Source organism: Sphingomonas baiyangensis, from assembly GCF_005144715.1.
GTDB lineage: Bacteria > Pseudomonadota > Alphaproteobacteria > Sphingomonadales > Sphingomonadaceae > Sphingomonas > Sphingomonas baiyangensis.
In genome coordinates, this window is the sequence record NZ_SWKR01000002.1 from 712,804 (window position 1) to 731,473 (window position 18,670).

General features: G+C 67.7%; 19 protein-coding genes. 4 read left to right on the top strand and 15 right to left on the bottom strand.

The window, feature by feature from the left end; genetic code table 11:
* The 3 genes from FBR43_RS06600 to FBR43_RS06610 form a co-directional block, all read right to left on the bottom strand.
* Window positions 1-1,404: an NAD(P)H-dependent flavin oxidoreductase gene (locus tag FBR43_RS06600; protein WP_136942407.1), complete on the bottom strand. Its 1,404-nt coding sequence runs from the start codon at window positions 1,402-1,404 to the stop codon at window positions 1-3.
* A gap of 66 nt (window positions 1,405-1,470) precedes the next feature.
* The gene (locus FBR43_RS06605; RefSeq protein ID WP_136942408.1) at window positions 1,471-2,604 is read right to left on the bottom strand and encodes a glycosyltransferase; all 1,134 of its coding nucleotides are present in this window, start codon (window positions 2,602-2,604) and stop codon (window positions 1,471-1,473) included.
* Entirely contained in the window at window positions 2,601-3,485 is an 885-nt protein-coding gene (locus tag FBR43_RS06610; RefSeq protein ID WP_136942409.1) for an alpha/beta fold hydrolase, read from the bottom strand. The genes FBR43_RS06605 and FBR43_RS06610 overlap by 4 nt, the downstream gene beginning before the upstream one ends.
* Window positions 3,486-3,503: 18 nt before the next feature.
* On the opposite strand from FBR43_RS06610, the gene FBR43_RS06615 reads away from it, so the two are divergent.
* Together FBR43_RS06615 and astD are read left to right on the top strand one after the other, a co-directional pair.
* On the top strand, window positions 3,504-4,898 hold the full coding sequence (locus FBR43_RS06615) for a protein adenylyltransferase SelO family protein (RefSeq protein ID WP_136942410.1): 1,395 nt from the start codon (window positions 3,504-3,506) through the stop codon (window positions 4,896-4,898).
* A 48-nt stretch (window positions 4,899-4,946) separates the two neighbouring features.
* Window positions 4,947-6,362, top strand: coding sequence for a succinylglutamate-semialdehyde dehydrogenase (astD, locus tag FBR43_RS06620; protein WP_136942411.1), 1,416 nt, complete (start codon window positions 4,947-4,949; stop codon window positions 6,360-6,362).
* 8 nt (window positions 6,363-6,370) lie between these two features.
* On the opposite strand, the gene FBR43_RS06625 is transcribed toward astD, so the two are convergent.
* From FBR43_RS06625 to lepA, 7 genes are all read right to left on the bottom strand, one after another.
* A complete protein-coding gene (locus tag FBR43_RS06625) occupies window positions 6,371-6,676 on the bottom strand; it encodes a polyhydroxyalkanoic acid system family protein (RefSeq protein WP_136942412.1) in 306 nt (101 codons plus the stop codon).
* A complete protein-coding gene (locus tag FBR43_RS06630; protein WP_136942413.1) occupies window positions 6,673-7,095 on the bottom strand; it encodes a VOC family protein in 423 nt (140 codons plus the stop codon). The genes FBR43_RS06625 and FBR43_RS06630 overlap by 4 nt, the downstream gene beginning before the upstream one ends.
* A complete protein-coding gene (locus FBR43_RS06635) occupies window positions 7,095-8,006 on the bottom strand; it encodes a hemolysin family protein (RefSeq protein ID WP_136942414.1) in 912 nt (303 codons plus the stop codon). Before FBR43_RS06635 ends, FBR43_RS06630 begins: the two co-directional genes overlap by 1 nt.
* A gap of 9 nt (window positions 8,007-8,015) precedes the next feature.
* Entirely contained in the window at window positions 8,016-8,525 is a 510-nt protein-coding gene (gene ybeY / locus FBR43_RS06640; RefSeq protein WP_136942415.1) for an rRNA maturation RNase YbeY, read from the bottom strand.
* A complete protein-coding gene (locus FBR43_RS06645; protein ID WP_136942416.1) occupies window positions 8,518-9,516 on the bottom strand; it encodes a PhoH family protein in 999 nt (332 codons plus the stop codon). Before FBR43_RS06645 ends, ybeY begins: the two co-directional genes overlap by 8 nt.
* A 150-nt stretch (window positions 9,517-9,666) precedes the next feature.
* Window positions 9,667-10,029, bottom strand: a complete 363-nt coding sequence (locus FBR43_RS06650) for a phasin family protein (protein ID WP_136942417.1) — start codon at window positions 10,027-10,029, stop codon at window positions 9,667-9,669.
* Between the two features lie 57 nt (window positions 10,030-10,086).
* Window positions 10,087-11,883 (bottom strand): translation elongation factor 4, encoded by a 1,797-nt coding sequence (lepA, locus tag FBR43_RS06655; protein WP_136942418.1) that lies wholly within the window; start codon window positions 11,881-11,883, stop codon window positions 10,087-10,089.
* Between the two features lie 189 nt (window positions 11,884-12,072).
* On the opposite strand from lepA, the gene FBR43_RS06660 reads away from it, so the two are divergent.
* Together FBR43_RS06660 and FBR43_RS06665 are read left to right on the top strand one after the other, a co-directional pair.
* Entirely contained in the window at window positions 12,073-12,864 is a 792-nt protein-coding gene (locus FBR43_RS06660) for an SH3 domain-containing protein (protein ID WP_136942419.1), read from the top strand.
* A gap of 54 nt (window positions 12,865-12,918) precedes the next feature.
* Window positions 12,919-13,902 carry a cytochrome D1 domain-containing protein gene (locus FBR43_RS06665; protein WP_136942420.1) on the top strand — a complete coding sequence of 328 codons (984 nt, stop codon included), beginning with the start codon at window positions 12,919-12,921 and terminating at the stop codon, window positions 13,900-13,902.
* 31 nt (window positions 13,903-13,933) lie between these two features.
* On the opposite strand, the gene FBR43_RS06670 is transcribed toward FBR43_RS06665, so the two are convergent.
* From FBR43_RS06670 to FBR43_RS06690, 5 genes are read right to left on the bottom strand one after another with little or no spacing between them, the layout of a single operon-like run.
* A complete protein-coding gene (locus tag FBR43_RS06670; protein ID WP_136942421.1) occupies window positions 13,934-14,878 on the bottom strand; it encodes an AAA family ATPase in 945 nt (314 codons plus the stop codon).
* Window positions 14,875-15,495, bottom strand: a complete 621-nt coding sequence (gene tmk, locus FBR43_RS06675) for a dTMP kinase (protein ID WP_136942422.1) — start codon at window positions 15,493-15,495, stop codon at window positions 14,875-14,877. The genes FBR43_RS06670 and tmk overlap by 4 nt, the downstream gene beginning before the upstream one ends.
* Window positions 15,495-16,658, bottom strand: a complete 1,164-nt coding sequence (locus FBR43_RS06680; protein WP_136942423.1) for a D-alanyl-D-alanine carboxypeptidase family protein — start codon at window positions 16,656-16,658, stop codon at window positions 15,495-15,497. Before FBR43_RS06680 ends, tmk begins: the two co-directional genes overlap by 1 nt.
* A gap of 34 nt (window positions 16,659-16,692) precedes the next feature.
* Window positions 16,693-17,604: an SPOR domain-containing protein gene (locus FBR43_RS06685; protein WP_136942424.1), complete on the bottom strand. Its 912-nt coding sequence runs from the start codon at window positions 17,602-17,604 to the stop codon at window positions 16,693-16,695.
* Window positions 17,588-18,616, bottom strand: a complete 1,029-nt coding sequence (locus FBR43_RS06690) for a lytic murein transglycosylase (protein WP_136944076.1) — start codon at window positions 18,614-18,616, stop codon at window positions 17,588-17,590. Before FBR43_RS06690 ends, FBR43_RS06685 begins: the two co-directional genes overlap by 17 nt.
* Window positions 18,617-18,670 lie beyond the last annotated feature (54 nt).

Sequence of the window (18,670 nt, forward strand, 5' to 3'; positions counted from 1 at the left end):
TCAGTCGCCCGTCAGGATGCGGTCGACTAGCTGCTTCACCGTCGGCACGAAGCCGTTCGAATAGAAGGGATCACGCTTGAAATTATAGGCGTTGTGCCCGGCGAACATCAGGTTCTGGTCGACGGGGCCGCCATGCGCGATGTCCTGCAACGTCTTCTGGATACAGAAGCTGCGCGGATCGGCGAGCCGGCCGGTCGAATTGGTCTCGCTGTCCTTCCACGACGAAAACGCGCAGTGGCTGAGGCAGCCCATGCAATCGGCTTGGTCCTTGCGGATTTCGGCCTTCTCAGCGGGCGTGACGAACACCAGCGTATTGTCGGGCGTCTTGAGCGCATCGGTATAGCCGAGGCCGAACCATTCGCGCGCGCGCAGCAGATCGTTGCGCGTAACCCAGAAATTGCGCCCCTTCACGCCGACGTCGAGCTGATGCGTATGGTCGCCTGCCGTCTGCGCCGAAAAGGCGATCTGCCGTTCGGACCGCGCCTCGAGCGCGCGCAGGAAGGGATTGCGCACCGCCGACGAATAGAAGCCCGTCGGCGAGAAGCGGTGCAGCAGCACGTCGCCTTGCTCGAGCTCGGTCAGCCGGTTCTTCCATTCGTCGGGAATCGGGCTTTCGCGCGTCAGCAGCGGGCGCGTGCCGTACTGGAAGGCGATCGAGCCGAGCTCGTCATTGTCGATCCAGTCGTCCCAGTCGCGCAGATACCAGACGCCGCCCGCCATCACGATCGGCGTGCTGTCGGGAATGCCGCCGGCGCGCATCACGTCGCGCAGCGCCTTGACGCGCGGATAGGGATTCTGGGGCGCCAGCGGGTCCTCGGCGTTCGAGAGGCCGTTATGGCCACCGGCGAGCCACGGGTCCTCGTACACCACGGCTGCAAGCCATTCCGCCGCCTTCGAATAGGCGCGCTTCCACAGCGCGTTGAACGCGCGGCCCGAGCTGACGATCGGCAGATAATGGACATTGTACGACGCCGCGATCTCGGAGAGCTTGTACGGCATGCCCGCGCCGCAGGTGACGCCCGCCACCAGCCCGCGCGTACGTTCGAGCACGCCATGCAGGATGCGCTGCGCGCCACCCATTTCCCACAGCACGTTGATGTTGATCGCGCCATTGCCGCCGGCGATGTCCCACGCACGCTGGACCTGCTGCACCGCGCCTTCGATGGCGTATTCGATCAGCTCCTCGTGGCGCTCGCGTCGCGTCAGCGCGCGATAGACCTGCGGGATGATGCGGCCTTCGGGATCGTAGCTGTCGGCGTTGACTGCGCTGACCGTGCCGATACCGCCCGCTGCGGCCCACGCCCCGGCCGAGGCATGGTTGGTCGCCGCGACTCCCTTGCCGCCTTCGACCAGCGGCCAGACTTCACGGCCATTATAGGTGATGGGCGACAGGCCTTTGAACAACGCATCCTCCGGGATCGAAAAACTGCGCTCGCGCTAGCGGCAATCGCGTGGCGGTGCGAGCGAAAGTTAGTCCTGTAGCACGCCTGGCCGCCCCATCGCACCCTCGTACAAGGTACGATAGCGCTCGATCATCGCCGATTCGTCGAACAGCGCGGCCGCGCGCGCGCGATTGGCAGCACCGATCGCCGCGCGCAGGTCAGGGCGTTCGATCAGCCCCGTCAGGCGGTCGCGCAGATGCACTTCGTGGCGATCGGGGCAGATGAAGGGCAGGTTCTCGGGCGCGACCATCGCCTTCACATCGCCGACATCGGGCGCGACGACGGGGAGCCCCGCGGCCATCGCCTCGATCACTGCAATCGGCTGCTGCTCGCTTTCGGACGTCAGCGCGAAGATGTCGAACAGGCCCATCACGCGATGCGGCTCGGGCAGGAAGCCGGGTAGGTGCACGCGATCGGACACGAACATGCGCGCTGCCGCCGCCTCGATCGCGGCGCGCTCGGGCCCCTCGCCGACGATGACGAGATCGGTGTCGCGCGGGATGCCGCCCACCGCGCGCACGAGCAGCGGCAGGTCCTTGACCGCGCGCAGCCCCGCGATGGTGCCGACCACGGGCCGCTTGCCGCGGCGGAAGCCGGGGATGGCGTTGGGCTTGGGCTTGGCCGCGTAACGATCGACCGCGATGCCGTTGGCGATGCGGTGCACGCGTGAAACCGGCTGTTTCCAGACAGTTCTGGCGATATCCTCGAGCCGGTGCGACGGTACGACGAGCGCGTGCGCCGCGCCCAGGGCCATGCGGCGATAGGCGTTGCGCAACGGATTGAGGCGCACCGCCTCGTCGCTGTTGAACCCGTCTTCGTGATGGATGACCGGCGGCGCATCCTTGCCGAAAACGCGGCGCGCCATCACCCCGTCGATCGCGCCCCAGTTATAGGTGAGCACCAGATCGAAGCCGCGCATGAAGCGCGCGATCGCCTCGTAGCGCGCGACCGAGGGCTTGCCGGTGAGCGGCGGCGGATCCTGCGCGATCTCATAGGCGATGCCGGGCGCGATCGCCGCACGCGCGCCCAGCGCATCGTGAACCCCCGATACGATGACGTGGCGCGCGGCCTTGCCGAACGCGTTCATCAGCCGCACCGCGCGCGCCTCCTTTCCGCCAAGCGAAAAGGACGAATGCAGGTGCAGGATGCGGACGGGCTTCACGCCGCCGCGGCAACGCGTGCGAGCAGCCGATCGATGGCGGCCGCCGCTTTGGGCTCGTCGAGCGTCGGGGCATGGCCGGTGGCCGGCACGACCACCAGCTCGGCACCGGGCAGTTCGGCCTGCATCCGCTCGGCGGTGCGCGGCGAGAGAATGTCCGACTGCTCGCCACGCACGATCAGCGTCGGGATACCGGCCAGCGCCTGCAACGCGCGCCACATGTCCGGCCCCGCCTCGTTGCCGGGCAGGCGGAAAGGCTCGGCGATGCGCATGTCGTAATCGGCGACGATGCGGCCAGTCGAACTCAGCTTGTAGAGGCGCTTCGCCATGGCGAGCCAGTCTTCGACCCCGTAGCCCGGATAGACGTCGGCATTCGTATCGGCGAGCGCGCGCGCGGCGTGCATCCACGTCGGATACTGAACCGCCTTGCCGACATAACCGCGAATCCGCGCCAGACCCGTCGGGTCGAGATCGGGCCCCACGTCGTTGAGCAGCGCGCCGGCGATCCGGTGTCGCCCCGTCGACCCCAGCAGCATCGCCAGAATGCCGCCGAGCGAAGTGCCGAACAGCACCGCCGATTCGATCGACAGGTCGTCGAGCAGTCGTTCGACATCCTGCAGATAGGTGAGCGGCACGTAACTCATCGGATCGCGCGCATAGCCGCTTTCGCCGCGCCCGCGGAGCTCGACCACCACCACGCGCCAGGTGCCGGCGAGCCGCTCGGCGGTCTGCGCGAAGTCGCGCGCGTTGCGCGTGAGGCCCGGCAGGCAGACGATGGGCGGGCGGGTGCGATCGCCGGCATAGTCGCGGTAATGCAGGCGCAGCCCGTCATTGGACCACCAATAGCCGTCGGAAAAGGCCGTCGGGTTGCGCTGCGTCGCCATCGCGACCCATATCGCTGCATGGCCGACAACGTGCAAGCACCCGCCCTCGCCGCCTTCAAGGGCGAAACCGCGATCCTCGAACTGCCCGACAGCCTCTATGACGAGGTGACGCCGGCGCAGTTTCCGCAATCGGTGCTGCGCTGGCGCAACGACCGCGCCGCGCACCAGATCGGCCTCGCGAACCTCGATGACGCGCGATGGATCGCGCATTTCGCGCGGTTCGAGCCGCTGCCGGGCAGCCTCGCGACCCCGCTGGCGCTGCGCTATCACGGCCACCAGTTCCGCACCTACAACCCCGATATCGGCGATGGCCGTGGATTTCTGTACGCGCAGATGCGCGACGGGGCCGGACGGCTGATGGATTTCGGCACCAAGGGCTCGGGCCGAACGCCGTGGAGCCGCTTCGGCGATGGTCGGCTGACGCTGAAGGGCGCGGTTCGCGAGATCCTTGCCACCGAGATGCTCGAGGCGCTCGGCGTCGAAACCTCACGCAGCTTGTCGGTCATCGAGACGGGCGAGGCGCTCGAACGCGGCGACGAGCCCTCGCCCACGCGCAGCGCCGTGCTGGTGCGGCTCAGCCACGGTCATATCCGCATCGGCACCTTCCAGCGCCTTGCCTATCTGCGCGATTCCGAGACGATGCAGGCGGTCGTCGCCTATGTGCTCAGGCACTTCTATGGCGAGGATGCCGGCGACGATGCACCTGCGCGGCTGCTCGATCACGTCGTGGCGCGCACCGCGCGGCTGGCGGCATCGTACATGGCCGCGGGCTTCGTGCACGGCGTGCTCAATACCGACAACATCAACGTGACGGGCGAAAGCTTCGACTATGGCCCATGGCGCTTCACGCCGCGCTGGGACCCGGCCTTCACTGCCGCCTATTTCGACCATGGCGGGCTGTACGCCTTTGGTCGACAGCCCGAGGCGATGCACTGGAACTGCATGCAACTCGCAGTGGCGCTGCGCACCGTCAGCGAGGCACCGCCGCTGATCGAGGTGCTAGATCGCTTCGCCGAACGCTATCAGGCCGAGGTTACGCAAGCGCTGTTGTGGCGGCTTGGCGTCATCCCGCTGGGAGGCGAGCAGGACCGCGGCGTGATCGAGGCGATCGAGCGCGGCTTGGGGACGACGGCGATGCCGATCGATCGCTTCTTCCACGAGGCGTTCGGCGGAAGCGCGCCTGCGGGCTTCGACGATCTGCGCGCGCTGCTTGCGGCGTACCGTCCCCGCCGCGCGCGCGACCATGCGCACTGGAACGGTCCGGTGTGCGGCATGGCGATCGATGAAGTCGAGGCGATATGGTCCCCCATTGCCGAGCGCGACGACTGGGCGCCGTTCCACGCCAAGATCGCGGCCGTTCGCGCGTTGGGCGAGGCGCTGGGGCCGCGGACCGAGCCGGCTGGAATCGCCTGAGGAAATCGGGCACAAGCCAGGTCCGGGGCTTCACGCAGAAAGAGATTTGTGAGCGGACACGACCTGATTTCGCATGAGCCGGCAACCGGCGCCGAGCTGTGGCGCGGGACGTCTGGCGATGCCGATGCCGAAGTGGCGGCCGCGCGCGAAGGGTGGAGCGAATGGGCGGCGCGCCCGCTTGCGGTGCGTATCGAGACGTTGCGCCGCTTCGCCAATGTCGTGCGATCGAAGGCCGATGCCTTTGCCGATCTGATCGCGCGCGAGACGGGCAAGCCATTATGGGAAGCGCGCTCCGAGGTCGACACCGTGATCGGCAAGGTCGACATTTCGGTGACGGCGTTTTCCGAGCGCACCGGCCAGCGTCGCATCGAGGCACCGATGGGCGCACGGCTGGCGCTGCGGCACAAGCCGCACGGCGTGCTGGCGGTGCTTGGGCCGTACAACTTTCCGGCGCACCTTCCCAACGGGCATATCGTCCCGGCGCTGCTGGCGGGCAATGCGGTGGTGTTCAAGCCCTCGGAGAAAACGCCGGCAACCGGCGCGTTTCTGGTCGAATGCTACCATGCCGCCGGCGTGCCGCCCGCCTCAGTGCGGCTGCTGCTCGGCGGACCCGATGAAGGGCGGGCGCTCGCGGGGCATGCCGATATCGACGGACTGCTGTTCACCGGATCGGCGCATACCGGCCTCGCGCTCAACCGCGCGTTCGCCGACAAGCCCGAGAAGATTCTCGCGCTCGAAATGGGGGGCAACAACCCGATCGTGGTGTGGTCGACGCCCGATATCTATTCGGCGGCGGTCGTCGTCGTCCAGTCGGCGTTCACCAGCGCCGGCCAGCGTTGCACCGCGGCGCGGCGCCTGATCGTAGAGGAACGGCTGTACGAGCCGCTGGTCGAGCAAGTGGCGAAACTCGCGGGCCGGCTCATCATCGGCGACCCGCACGCCGATCCCGCGCCGTTCATGGGTCCGGTGATCGACAACGAGACCGCCGACATGCTCACCGAGAGCTTCCTTGAACTCTCGACGCGCGGCGGCCGGCCGATCCGCTATCTCGAAAGACCGATCGAGGGCCGTCCCTTCCTGACCCCCGGCATCATCGACATGACCGGCGTGCACGACCGGCCCGATGTCGAACTGTTCGGCCCAATCCTCCAGGTTTCCAAGGCGGCGAGCTTCGAGGATGCGATCGCGCAGGCGAACGACACGCGATACGGACTGTCGGCCAGCCTCATCAGCCAGGAACCGCGGCTGTACGACCAGTTCTGGGCGAATATCCGCGCCGGGATCGTCAATTGGAACCGCCCGACCAACGGCGCAAGCTCGGCGGCTCCCTTCGGCGGGATCGGCTGGTCGGGCAATCACCGCCCGAGCGCCTATTACGCGGCCGATTATTGCGCGTTTCCCGTCGTCTCCAGCGAGGCCGAGCAGGCGCGTGCTAGCATCGGCATCGGCCTGCGCGAGCAATAGCCGTACCGTCAGCGCAGCAGCTTGGGCGCCTCGCGCTGCAACTTGGCCCGCAATTTATCAGCGAACAGCGCCAGAAACGGCGGCAGGTCGATCGTGGCGCGCGCCCTGCCCTCGAGCAGCTCGATCCGCGCGGCCACGCGCTGCCCGAGCGCGGCGACTGTGAATTCGAACACATCGTCGCTCGCCCACCGATGCTCGGTGATGCTGCCGCCGGGAAACATCTCCGCCAGCTTGCCCGTGCCGCCGTCGATCCGACGGCGAACCTCGGCATTGTCGAGATTGTGGGGAATGTCGACGGTGATCGGATCGGTCATGTCGCGAACAGCATCGAATCGTCGGCGAACGCCTTGAACTCCAACGCGTTGCCCGATGGATCCTGGAAGAACATCGTAGCCTGCTCGCCCGGCTGGCCTTCGAATCGGATATGCGGCGCGATGCCGAAGGCGATGCCCGCCGACTTCACACGTTGTGCGAGCTCCTGCCACGCGTCCATCGTCAGCACGATGCCGAAATGCGGCACCGGCACGTCATGCCCGTCGACGGCATTGTGATGCGCCGCCGGCCGCATCGCGGGATCGAGATGCGCGACGATCTGGTGGCCCTGGAAATCGAAATCGATCCAGTGCGCGCTGCTGCGTCCCTCGGCACACCCCAGCACGTCGCGGTAGAAGTGCCTCGCAGCCTCCAGATCATGCACCGGAAACGCGAGGTGGAAAGGCCGCAGTCCGGCCATCAATGCGCCTCCGACGCCATTGGCGGATGCAGCCGCAGCCGCGATACGCGGCGGGTATCGGCCTCGAGTATCTCGAGCGTCCAGCCGCTGTCATGTTCGAGCCGCTCGCCCACTTCGGGCACATGCCCGGCGAGCACGAAGGCCAGACCGCCGAGCGTCTCGACATCCTCCTCTACGTTCGCCAGCCGTGCATCGATCCGCTCGGCGACGTCCTCGAGTTCGGCGCGCGCGTCGGCCTCCCAGACGCCGCCATCGACGGGCGACATCAGCACATTGGGCGCGTCGTCATGCTCGTCCTCGATCGCGCCGACGATCTCCTCGATGAGGTCCTCGATGGTGATGAGCCCTTCGGTGCCGGTATATTCGTCGAGCACCACGGCCAGATGCGTGCGGCTCGTCTGCATCTGGAGCAGCAGGTCGATGGCACCCATCGATTGCGGCACGAACAGCGGCTGGCGGATGAGCTCGCTCACGCTGGCAGGCGGTGGCGCGCCGGCGGCTAGGATGTTGAACACGTCCTTGATGTGCACCATGCCGATCACGTCGTCGAGGCTCTCGCGATAGACGAGCAGGCGGCTATGGCCTTCGGTCGCGAAGCACTGGACGAGATCGGCGAAGGCGATCTTTTCCTCGACCGCGACGATATCGGCGCGCGGTACGCCGAGGTCGCCCGCATCGCGCTCGCCGAAATGCAGCAGGTTGCGGACCATCTGTCGCTCGACGGGCGCCAGATCGCCCGCAATCGGGCGCTCAGCCTCGTCCTCATGCGTGGCGATGACTTCCTCGAGCCGCTCGCGCAGCGTCTCGTGCGCCTCCTCGCCGAACAGAAAGGCGCGCAGGCCGCGCCATATTCCACCCGAATCGCCGCTGCTGTTGCCGGCAGCGGCGCTGCTACTGGAGCCTTCTTGCATTGGGGGTCGTCAGTCCTCTGTCACGGGATAGGGGTCGTGCAGGCCGAGTGCCGCGAGCGCATCGCGCTCGATCGCCTCCATCGCCTCCGCTTCCGCGTCTCCCTGATGGTCATATCCTAGCAGATGGAGGCAGCCATGGACAATCAGGTGCGCGGCATGATCGGCGAGCGGAATGTCGCGATCGGCGGCTTCGGCCGCGCACACGCCATGCGCCAGCACGATATCGCCCAGCAGCACCTCGCCGTCGTCGCTGTTCTGCGTCACGGTATCGAGCAGGTCGGGCTGGATCATCGGAAACGAGAGCACGTTGGTGGGCTTGTCCTTTGCGCGATACTGGCCGTTCAGCTGCTGCACCTCCGCGTCGGACGTCAGGCGCACGGCGACTTCGACATGCACCGGCGCGCTTGCCCAGCCGGCCTGTGCGGTGCGCGCCAGTGCCGCCTGCATCGCGCGTTCGGCGAGCGCTTCCCATTCGTCATCGGGCCACGGCGCCTCAACGAGGACCGCGACATCAAGCATTGCCGCCCTCATAGGCGTCGACGATCCGGCCGACGATCGGGTGTCGCACGACATCGGCCGTGGTGAAGCGGACGATCGACAGGCCGGGAATGGCCTCGAGCCGCGTCACCGCATCGTTGAGGCCCGACGCGCCGACGCCGCCCGGCAGATCGACCTGTTTCGGGTCGCCGCACACCACCATGCGACTGTTCTGGCCGAAGCGCGTAAGAAACATCTTCATCTGCATCGGCGTGGTATTCTGCGCCTCGTCGAGGATGACGAACGCGTCGGCCAGCGTGCGCCCGCGCATGAAGGCGATCGGCGCGATCTCGATCTCGCCCGAGGCGATGCGCCGTTCGACCTGCTCGGCGGGGAGGCAATCGTACAGCGCGTCGTACAGCGGACGCAGATAGGGATCGACCTTGTCCTTCATGTCGCCGGGCAGGAAGCCCAGCCGCTCGCCCGCCTCGACGGCAGGGCGCGAGAGGATGAGTCGCTGCACCGAGCCGGTGATGAGCTGCGCCACCGCCTGCGCGACCGCGAGATAGGTCTTGCCCGTGCCCGCCGGCCCCAGCGCGAAGATGATGTCGTTCGAGATCAGCTCGCGCATATAGTGCGCCTGCGCCGCCGAGCGCGGCACGATCGTCTTCTTGCGCGTGCGGATCATGATCGGCGGCGGCGCCGAAGGATCTCGCGCGATGATGCCGTCGAGCGTAGGTTCGGAGGCCATCGCGATCACCGCATCAACGAGGCCGGGATCGATCTGCTGCCCCTGAAGCAGTCGCGCATTGAGATCGCGCAGCGCATCGCGCGCCAGTGCCACTGCTTCGGCCGAACCCTCGATGGCGACCCGATCGCCGCGCGCGGTGATGTATACGCCGAGCCGGTTCTCAAGCGCGACGAGGTTGGTATCGTATTCGCCGAACAGCTGCGGCAGCAGTTCGGGACGATCGAAGTTGAGTTCGGCGCGCGATCGTTCGCCCGCACGCGCGGGTACCGGCTTGCGGCTCATGCAGTCCCTTCGGGCAAATATGCCGCTGCCGCAGCGATGTCGGCATCTCGGCCGAGCCGGACGACATCACGCATGCGAAGCGGGCATTTCATGCATGTCACCTTGCCAGACGCCAGCTGACGCGCACAGCCCTAATCGCCGTGATGCGGATCAACCGCGGCCAGTGAACTGGCCCATCGCCGAACGGCCGAAGCCGGCGATGATCTCGCCGATCTCGCGCGCCTGCGACACCGATCGCGAACCCTGGTCGCGCATATAGTCGGTCTGGATACGCATCACTTCGCTCAAGTCGCTGGCCTGTGCGGCGGCGCGCATCGCGGCGAAGGCCTCGCGCGTATTGAGCTCGGCTTGTTCGAGCATCGTCAGCCCGAGCTTCGCGCCCTGATCCTGCATGGCCTCGCCAGCAGCGCCCATGCGATCGGCGGTCTCGCGCATCTCGTCGCCCGCCTGCGACGCTGCCTTCGCGGCGCCCTCGACGGTTTCACGCGCTGCATCCTGCGGGTTCCTGGCCATGCGATATCCTTAGCTGACTGGTTGCGCGATGGACGCGCGAGCAGGCGGCAGGTTCCGTCAGCTATCGTCGCCCATGCGCAGCGCCGCGATGAACGCCTCCTGCGGGATCTGCACGCTGCCATATTCGCGCATCCGCTTCTTGCCTTCCTTCTGCTTGTCGAGCAGCTTGCGCTTGCGGCTGATGTCGCCGCCATAGCATTTGGCGGTGACGTCCTTGCGCATCGCGGCGATCGTCTCGCGCGCGATCACCTTGCCGCCGATCGCCGCCTGGATGGGAATCTTGAACAGGTGGCGCGGGATCAGGTCCTTCAGCCGCTCGCACATGCCGCGCCCGCGGCTCTCGGCGGTCGAGCGGTGGACGATCATGCTCAGCGCATCGACGGGCTCGGCATTGACCAGCACGCTCATCTTGACGAGGTCGCCCTCGCGATAGCCGATCTGGTGATAGTCGAAGCTCGCATAGCCGCGGCTGATCGACTTCAGCCGGTCGTAGAAGTCGAACACCACTTCGTTGAGCGGCAGCTCGTACGTGGCCTGCGCGCGCCCGCTCACATAGGTGAGGTTCTTCTGAATGCCGCGCCGATCCTGGCAGAGCTTGAGGATACTGCCCAGATACTCGTCGGGCACATAGATCGTCGCCTCGATCCACGGCTCGGCGATGCTTTCGATCTTGTTGGGGTCGGGCATGTCGGCGGGATTGTGCAGCTCGATATGGCCGCCGCCATGCGTCAGCTCGATCTGATAGACCACCGAGGGCGCGGTGGTGATGAGATCGAGGTCATATTCGCGCGTCAGCCGCTCCTGAATGATCTCGAGATGCAGCAGCCCCAGAAAGCCGCAGCGATAGCCGAAGCCGAGCGCGGCCGAGGTTTCCATCTCGAAGCTGAACGATGCGTCGTTGAGCCGCAGCTTGCTGATCGATTCGCGCAGCTTCTCGAAGTCGTTGGCGTCGACCGGGAACAGGCCGCAGAACACCACGGGCTGCACTTCTTTGAAGCCTTCGAGCGGTTCGGCGGCGGAGCGCTTGGCGTCGGTCAGCGTATCGCCGACGCGCGCCTGCGCGATTTCCTTGATCTGCGCGGTGATGAAGCCGATCTCGCCGGGGCCGAGGTCGGGCAATTGCTCGATCTTGGGCCGGAAGCAGCCGACACGGTCGATGAGATGCGTCGTGCCCGCCTGCATGAACTTGATCTGCTGACCGCGCTTGAGCGTCCCCTCCATCACGCGCACGAGAATGACGACGCCCAGATACGGGTCGTACCAGCTGTCGACCAGCATCGCCTTGAGCGGCGCGTCGGCATCGCCCTTGGGTGCGGGAATGCGCTCGACGATGGCGTCGAGGATCTCGTCGATACCGATGCCCGATTTCGCGCTTGCGAGCACGGCGTTCGACGCATCAAGGCCGATCACGTCCTCGATTTCGGCGCGGACCTTTTCGGGTTCGGCGGCGGGCAGATCGATCTTGTTGATGACGGGCACGATCTCGTGGTCATGCTCGATCGACTGGTAGACATTGGCGAGCGTCTGCGCCTCGACGCCCTGCGCGGCATCGACCACCAACAGCGCACCTTCGCACGCCGCCAGGCTGCGCGAGACTTCATAGGCGAAGTCGACATGCCCCGGCGTGTCCATGAGATTGAGCACATGGCCCTTCCATTCGAGGCGGACGGTCTGCGCCTTGATGGTGATGCCGCGTTCCTTCTCGATCTCCATGTTGTCGAGGACCTGCGCCGACATCTCGCGTTCGGTCAGGCCGCCGGTGCGCTGGATGAGGCGATCGGCCAGCGTCGACTTGCCGTGGTCGATATGCGCGATGATCGAGAAGTTGCGGATCTTGGAGATATCGGTGCTCATGATGCGCGGCGCGTTAGCACCGAACCCGGCACTTGCCAAAGCGCCGTTGGACCGGGGGTGCGCGCTGTGCAGGCGTGCGCCGCGTTCGCCGGAAAACTTACCGGATTCGTCACAATCTGACGCTGTTCGTCATTATTCGCATGGCCGTGCCGCCGTTACGCTCTCGCCCATCAACCAAGGGGAGCGACCATGGCACGGAAAGCAGGCGGAACGATCGGATTGGTGGCGGCAGCGGCGTTGCTGGCGAGCGCGGCGACGCCGGCCCATGCGCAGAAAAAGGGCAAGAAGGACGCCGAAGTCGCGCTGGCGACCTGCCCGGCGAGCCTCGGCACCATCGCTGTCGTCGATGGCGACACGCAAGGGTGGACCAAATACGGGCTCGGCAGCCCGCGCGGGCTGATCGTGGCGATGGCGCAGCAATCGGGCTGCTTCACGCTCCACGATGCGGCATCGGGCAAGCCAGCCGACTTTCTCGTCAACGCGATCGCGGGCGACAAGGAGGAGATTGACGAGGCCGTCAACATGGCCAAATCGGCGGTGATGCAGGGCGCATTGCAATCGGGCGCGCTCAGCGCAGTGAGCCGCGTTCCGATGCTCGGCAGCGTGATGGGAATGTTTGGCGGGTTCGGCGGCAAGAAGAAGACGGTGGCCGCCGGCCTGCGCGTCCTCAATCCTGCCACGGGGCAGACGGTGGTTGCCGGCAGCGGCACCGCATCCAAATCGACGTTCAGCTTCGGCAATGCCGGGCTTCCGGTGGGCGTGATGGCGAACAACGCCTATGCCGCCGCCGCACGGCAGCAGATCGCGGCGAACGGCTATGGTGAATATGTCGGCTACACCGAATCGAAGGACGGCAAGCTGCTCGCCTCGGCCTTCGCGATGGCCTTCAATGAAATCGTCGGGCAATCCGCGGCGCTGGCGGCGGTGCGGCCGCAGCCGGCCGCGGCACCGGCGACGGCTGCCACGCCAGCGGGCAAATAGGGCGAGCGGGTAACACGGCTTGGCATATGGCCGGCCGGCGAGCATGGTGTGGCGATGATATCGCGCACGCTGCTCGCCGGCCTTGCCGCCATGGCCTTCTCGACGCCCGCCGCCGCCCAGACGCTGCTGGTCGGCAACAAGGGCGAGAACTCGCTCAGCCTGATCGATCTCGGCAACGGGCGAGAGTTGCGGCGGCTCGAAACCGGGCCCGCGCCGCACGAGATCGCGATTTCGCCCGACGGGCGCACCGCCGCGATCGTCCATTATGGCGGCAGCGGCATCGATCTGTTCGATGTGGCCAGCGCGACACTGATCGAGCGGATCGACATCGCGCCCAATCAGCGGCCGCACGGGCTGGTCTGGCTGCCCGACGGACGGCTGGTCGCCACTGCCGAAGGCAGCGACAGTCTGGCCATCGTCCGCGTCGCGCACACGGGCGACGGGCCGCGCGTTCGCCAGGTGCCGACGGGGCAGCAGGGCAGCCACATGGTCGCCGTCTCGCGTGACGGCGCGCGCGCCTATGTGGTCAACATGCGCTCGGCCAGCGTCAGCGTGATCGATCTGGCACGCGGCGCCAAGCTGCGCGACATTCGCGTCGGGCGCGAGCCCGAGGGGATAGCGCTTTCGCCCAAGGGCGACCGGCTGTGGATCGCCGACCGGGGCGGTGCTCGGCTGCATGTGTTCGATACCGCGACGATGCGCGAGGTCGGCTCGGTCGGCGTAGGCGCAGTACCGATCCGCGTCGCGATCAGCCCGGATGGCCGCCATGCCGTCACGTCCAATTTCGGGGACGGCACGCTGACGGTGGTCGACACGCAGACGCTTCAACCCGCGCGCACGATCCGCGTCAGCGGCGACAAGGCGTTCGAGCAGGTGACGATCCTGTTCGATGCGAATGGAGAGCGACTATATGTCGCCGAGACGGGCATCGATCGGATTGCCGAAGTCGATTTCGCGAGCGGCCGCGTGCTCGGCCGCCTGCCCGCTGGCAGACAGGGCGACGGGCTGGCGATCTCGCCCGTTTCCGTGCGGCGCTAGAACTGCCCACCGCGCAAGGCAGACGCTAGCCCTACCGTGCCAGGCGCGTGACGATAGTCGCGAGCTCGAACGTGGCGGTGCCTGCATCCTGTGACAGTCGGAGCGCCGCACCGCCCGCCTCGCGCGCCGCGGCATAGGCATCGAGCGCGCTGCGCAGCCGCTCGCCGCTGCGCGAGGCAGCATGCGCGGCGATGAAGCTCGGCACGCGCTCGACAAAGGCAGCGAAGCGCGGCTGCGCCGTCTTGGCCGCCATCGCCTTGGCGAGCCGGCTGCGGACGCTGTTGTCGGGATCGCCCTTTTCGGCGAGCGATTCGAGATCGGCCTCGATCGCCGCCAGATCGAGGCCGGCGAAGCGCAGTGCACGTCCCGGCGCCCCTGCCCCGGCCCGCAGCATCGCCGCGAGGTCGGCTTCCGACGCATCGGGCGTTGCCGCCCGCAACGCCGCTGCCATATCGGCATCGTCGAGCGCGGCGAACCGGAGCACGCGACAGCGCGAGCGGATCGTCGGCAGCAGTCGCCCGGGCGCGTGACTGACGAGCAGGAACACCGCACCCGCCGGCGGCTCCTCGAGATTCTTGAGCAGCGCATTTGCGGCGGGCGCTTCCAGATCGTCGGCGCTGTCGATCACGATCACGCGACGCTCGCCAGGCTCGACGGTGCGCGCGAGCAGCGTCTGAAGCCCCCTCACCTGATCGACGCTGATGTTGCGGCGCTGGCCCTGTTCGGGCTTCTCGGGATCCTTGGGCAGTCGCTCGAGCACGCGCAGACGGGGGTGCGAACCCGCCGCCACCTGTTGCGCGGTCATTTCGTCGGCACACGCATGGTCGGCGAGCAGCCGCACCGCCACCTCGCGCGCGAAGCTGGCCTTGCCCACGCCTTCGGGCCCCGCAAGCAGCCAGGCGTGATGCAGCGTACCCGACGCGAGCGCCGCTTCGAGCGCGCCGCGTGCCGCGGCGTTGCCGCGGACCGGCGTCATGGCAGCAGGTCGCGCAGTTCGGCGATGAGCGTCGCGGTCACTGCTTCGGGCGCCCGCTCGGCGTCGATGCGCCGGACCCGATCGGGTTCGGTATCGGCGATGCGATCGAATATGGCGGCGACCGAGCCGTGGAACGTGCCGTCCCGCGTCTCGAAACGATCATTGGCGGCACCACGCGCAGCGAGCCGCGCCTCGCCGACATTTCGCGGCAAAGTGAGCAGAAAGGTGCGGTCGGGCAGCAGGCCCTTCGAACCGAAACCATGCAGCGCCAGGATCGCGGCATCGTCGATCCCCTGTGCGCCCTGATAGGCGCGCGTCGAATCGATGAATCGGTCGCAGATCACCCAGCTGCCGCTCTCGAGCGCGGGGCGGATGCGCTTCTCGACATGATCGGCGCGCGCGGCGGCGAACAGTAGCGCCTCGCCATGCGCCGACCAGCGCGCGACATCGCCCTGCATCAGCAGCGCGCGGATCGCCTCGGCGCCTTCGCTGCCGCCGGGTTCGCGCGTCACGACGACAGGCACGCCGCGCGCTTCGATCGCCTCGGCGAGCCGTGCCGCCTGTGTCGACTTGCCCGCGCCCTCGCCGCCCTCGATCGAGAGGAAGCGGCCGCGCATCAAGCGCCGAACAGCGCCATCAGCCCCGCCCAGGCGCGACCGAAGAAGCCGGCTTCCTCGACCGCCGCCTCGGCGACGAGCGGCACGCGCTGCTCGCCGACGCCGGGCGTCGTCACCACCAGATCGGCGACATGCTGGCCCGCGGCGATTGGCGCCTTGAGCGGCCCCTGATACACAACCTTGGCCGTCAGATTGCCGATGGTGCCGGCAGGCAACGTGACCGAAAGGTCGCGCGGTGCGATCAGCCCGACGCTGTCCTCGCTGCCGAGCTGCACCTCGGCGCTCTCGACGCGCTTGCCCTTCTTGACGATCGGCTGCGCGCGCCACGCGCGGAAGCCCCAGTCCATGAAGCGCACCGATTCGGTGACGCGCTGGTTGAAGCTGTCGAGCCCCGCGACGACCATCACCAGCCGGCGGCCATTCTGCTCGGCCGAGCCGGTGAAGCCATAGCCGGCCTCCTCGGTATGGCCTGTCTTGAGCCCGTCGGCACCGTCGACGCGGCCAAGCAGCGGATCGCGATTGGCTTGCGTGATCGCGGCGCCGCCCATCGTCTGGCCCCAGGTGAACTCTCGGCGGGTGTAGAATTTGCGATAGAGCTGCGGATGCTCCTCGATCGTCGCCTTGGCGAGCGTCGCGAGGTCGCGTGCCGTCACATAGGTGCGCCCTTCGTCGGGCCAGCCGTTCGAATTGCCGAAGCGGCTGTTGCGCAGCCCGAGCGCCGCCGCGCGCTGATTCATGAGATTGGCGAAGGCTTCCTCGGTGCCCGCGATATGCTCGGCGAGCACCACGCAGGCATCGTTGCCCGAGAGCACGACGATGCCGTAAAGCAGATTCTCGACGCTCACCTGCTCGCCTGGTGAGAGAAACATCGTCGATCCGGCCTGCGGGCCGTGCCAGCGTTCCCATGTCTCGGGCCGCACCGTCACCATCGTGTCGAGCTTGAGCTCGCCTTTGCGGATGAGGTCGAACGCCACATAGGCGGTCATCATCTTGGCCATCGACGCCGGCGGCATCCGCCGACCGGCATCCTTGGCATAGAGCACCGCACCCGAGGACAGATCCTCGAGATAGGCGACGGGCGCGGGCGTCTCGTAGGGCGGGCGCTGCGCCGATGCGGGGGCGATCAGCGCGATCAGGGCGGGGACGACAAGCAGCTTCTTCATGACGCGAACAAGTTCCGGTAGTTCGAGGTGAGGATTATTTGACCTGATAGGCCCGCGCGTCGCGATAGCCGCGCTTCGCGGCATTTGCACGCGCCGCATCGGCGCCCGCGCGATCGCCATATGGCCCCATGCGCACGCGCCAGAAGCGACCCGCGGCGACGCTGCTGCCGCCCAGATCGGCCGCGAGCGCCTTGGCGCGCGCGGCATCGGACAGCGTGGCGACCTGCACGAACCAGCCCTTGTCGGGATCGACGCCGGCGCGCGGCGGCGTGCGGCCGATGCTCTCGGGCGGGTCGATCAGACGGTTGGTCGCTTGCGAAGGCGCCGCCGGCGCTGCCGCCGGCATGGGCTTGGGCACAGCTGGAGGGGCTGAGACGGGCTTTGGCGCGACAGCGGCGGGTGCCGGCTTGGCACTGTCGGTCGCCGGCTTCCTGGGCGCCGGGGTGGCTGGCGGACGGTCGGGCATCGGCATCGCTCCACGCGGCGGAAGGTCCTTGCGCAGCCCGGTGAGCAGCACGGGAGGGGCATCGAGCCGCTGCACCGCTTCGCCGCGACGGGCTGCCGCCATATCGGGCGCGGGCGGCGTCACCGCGCGCACGCGCACGGCGGCCATCGGCTGCGTCAGGCCGAGCGCAGTACGCGCGGCGGGCGACAATGCGACGATCGCGGGCGCGGCGAGCGGCGCCTGTTGCGTCACCGCAAGCAGCACCGTGCGGCCACTGTCGAGCGCCGTCACTTCGACATGGCTGTCGATGGGCAGCGTGGGGTGCGCAACGCCCGCCTCGGCGCGATCGGCGGCATAGCCCACCGCGTCGTAGCGCGCCGCCTCGCCCGAAGTGGCGCGCGGTCCCTCGCCTGCCGGCAGTTCGGGCGGCGGCGTGGCGGGAGGCGTTGCGGCCTGTTGCGGCGCCATCAGCACCGCGACAATCTCAACGAGCGACTTCATCGGCGAGCAACCCCACGGACAGCGCGTAAAAGTTCGAGCAATTGTAATCGAGTATCACACGATAATTCGACGTGAGCAGATAGGCGGTCTGCCCCGGCCCATCGGGCTCGAGCAATACTGCCTGCACATCGTCGGCGGGCCACGCGCCGCCCTGCGGCGTCACGCCGAGCGCGCGCCATTCGCGCATCGTGCGCCACTGGCTGTGCCGCTCGAACACGCGCGGACAGCGCGGCGACACGGTGCGCGTGTCGAGACTGCCGCGCGCGAGGCTGCCGGGCACCGAGACCGCGAAGCCCCAGGGCTGACCGCGTCGCCAGCCGGCGTTGCGCAGGTAATTGGCGATCGACGCGAGCGCATCGGTCTCGTTGTTCCAGATGTCGGCGCGACCGTCGCCGTCGCCGTCCTTGGCGAGACGCAGATACACCGACGGCAGGAACTGCGGATGCCCCATGGCGCCGGCCCAGCTGCCCTTCAATTGCTCGCGCGGGGTACCCTGATCGATGATCTTGAGCAGCGCGATGAACTCGCCCGCGAACAGCGGACGGCGCCGGCCTTCATAGGCGAGCGTGGCGAGCGAGCGCGCGAGATCGAAATCGCCCTTGTAGCCGCCGTAATTGGTCTCGTGCCCCCAGATCGCGACGAGAATCTTGGCGGGCACGCCGCTATCGGCCTCGATCGCGCGGAGGCGGCCGAGATTGGCGGCGAAGGCGCGGCGCCCCCGGCCGATGCGCGCGGCATCGACATGCCGCTCGCGATAAGGGGCGAAGCGGGGGACGGGGGCGTTGGGCCGCGTATCGCCGGGCTGGCCGCGATCGAGTTCGATGACGCGCGGGTTCATCGTCAGCGTCGGCAGCACTGCATCGGCGGTGCGCGCACTGACGCCCGCGCGCAGCGCATCGGCCCGCAGCGTCCGCAGATAGGCCTGGAAGCCCGCCTCGTCCTGCGCCGCCGCGCCGCCCACCAATCCGAACGCCGCCAATCCACCCAGAATGGCCGCACCAACGATACGCATCACGCTACTAGTCCCCGGCATGGCGGCGTTGTGGCACATAATCCCGCAGCCATG

What these genes read in the sequence shown, in the direction of transcription:
- FBR43_RS06610 (WP_136942409.1), bottom strand. Translation starts at nt 3,485, where the DNA reads ATGGCGACGCAGCGCAACCCGACGGCCTTTTCCGACGGCTATTGGTGG.
- FBR43_RS06615 (WP_136942410.1), top strand. Translation starts at nt 3,504, where the DNA reads ATGGCCGACAACGTGCAAGCACCCGCCCTCGCCGCCTTCAAGGGCGAA.
- FBR43_RS06625 (WP_136942412.1), bottom strand. Translation starts at nt 6,676, where the DNA reads ATGACCGATCCGATCACCGTCGACATTCCCCACAATCTCGACAATGCC.
- FBR43_RS06630 (WP_136942413.1), bottom strand. Translation starts at nt 7,095, where the DNA reads ATGGCCGGACTGCGGCCTTTCCACCTCGCGTTTCCGGTGCATGATCTG.
- FBR43_RS06635 (WP_136942414.1), bottom strand. Translation starts at nt 8,006, where the DNA reads ATGCAAGAAGGCTCCAGTAGCAGCGCCGCTGCCGGCAACAGCAGCGGC.
- ybeY (WP_136942415.1), bottom strand. Translation starts at nt 8,525, where the DNA reads ATGCTTGATGTCGCGGTCCTCGTTGAGGCGCCGTGGCCCGATGACGAA.
- FBR43_RS06645 (WP_136942416.1), bottom strand. Translation starts at nt 9,516, where the DNA reads ATGAGCCGCAAGCCGGTACCCGCGCGTGCGGGCGAACGATCGCGCGCC.
- FBR43_RS06650 (WP_136942417.1), bottom strand. Translation starts at nt 10,029, where the DNA reads ATGGCCAGGAACCCGCAGGATGCAGCGCGTGAAACCGTCGAGGGCGCC.
- lepA (WP_136942418.1), bottom strand. Translation starts at nt 11,883, where the DNA reads ATGAGCACCGATATCTCCAAGATCCGCAACTTCTCGATCATCGCGCAT.
- FBR43_RS06660 (WP_136942419.1), top strand. Translation starts at nt 12,073, where the DNA reads ATGGCACGGAAAGCAGGCGGAACGATCGGATTGGTGGCGGCAGCGGCG.
- FBR43_RS06665 (WP_136942420.1), top strand. Translation starts at nt 12,919, where the DNA reads ATGATATCGCGCACGCTGCTCGCCGGCCTTGCCGCCATGGCCTTCTCG.
- FBR43_RS06670 (WP_136942421.1), bottom strand. Translation starts at nt 14,878, where the DNA reads ATGACGCCGGTCCGCGGCAACGCCGCGGCACGCGGCGCGCTCGAAGCG.
- tmk (WP_136942422.1), bottom strand. Translation starts at nt 15,495, where the DNA reads ATGCGCGGCCGCTTCCTCTCGATCGAGGGCGGCGAGGGCGCGGGCAAG.
- FBR43_RS06680 (WP_136942423.1), bottom strand. Translation starts at nt 16,658, where the DNA reads ATGAAGAAGCTGCTTGTCGTCCCCGCCCTGATCGCGCTGATCGCCCCC.
- FBR43_RS06685 (WP_136942424.1), bottom strand. Translation starts at nt 17,604, where the DNA reads ATGAAGTCGCTCGTTGAGATTGTCGCGGTGCTGATGGCGCCGCAACAG.
- FBR43_RS06690 (WP_136944076.1), bottom strand. Translation starts at nt 18,616, where the DNA reads ATGCGTATCGTTGGTGCGGCCATTCTGGGTGGATTGGCGGCGTTCGGA.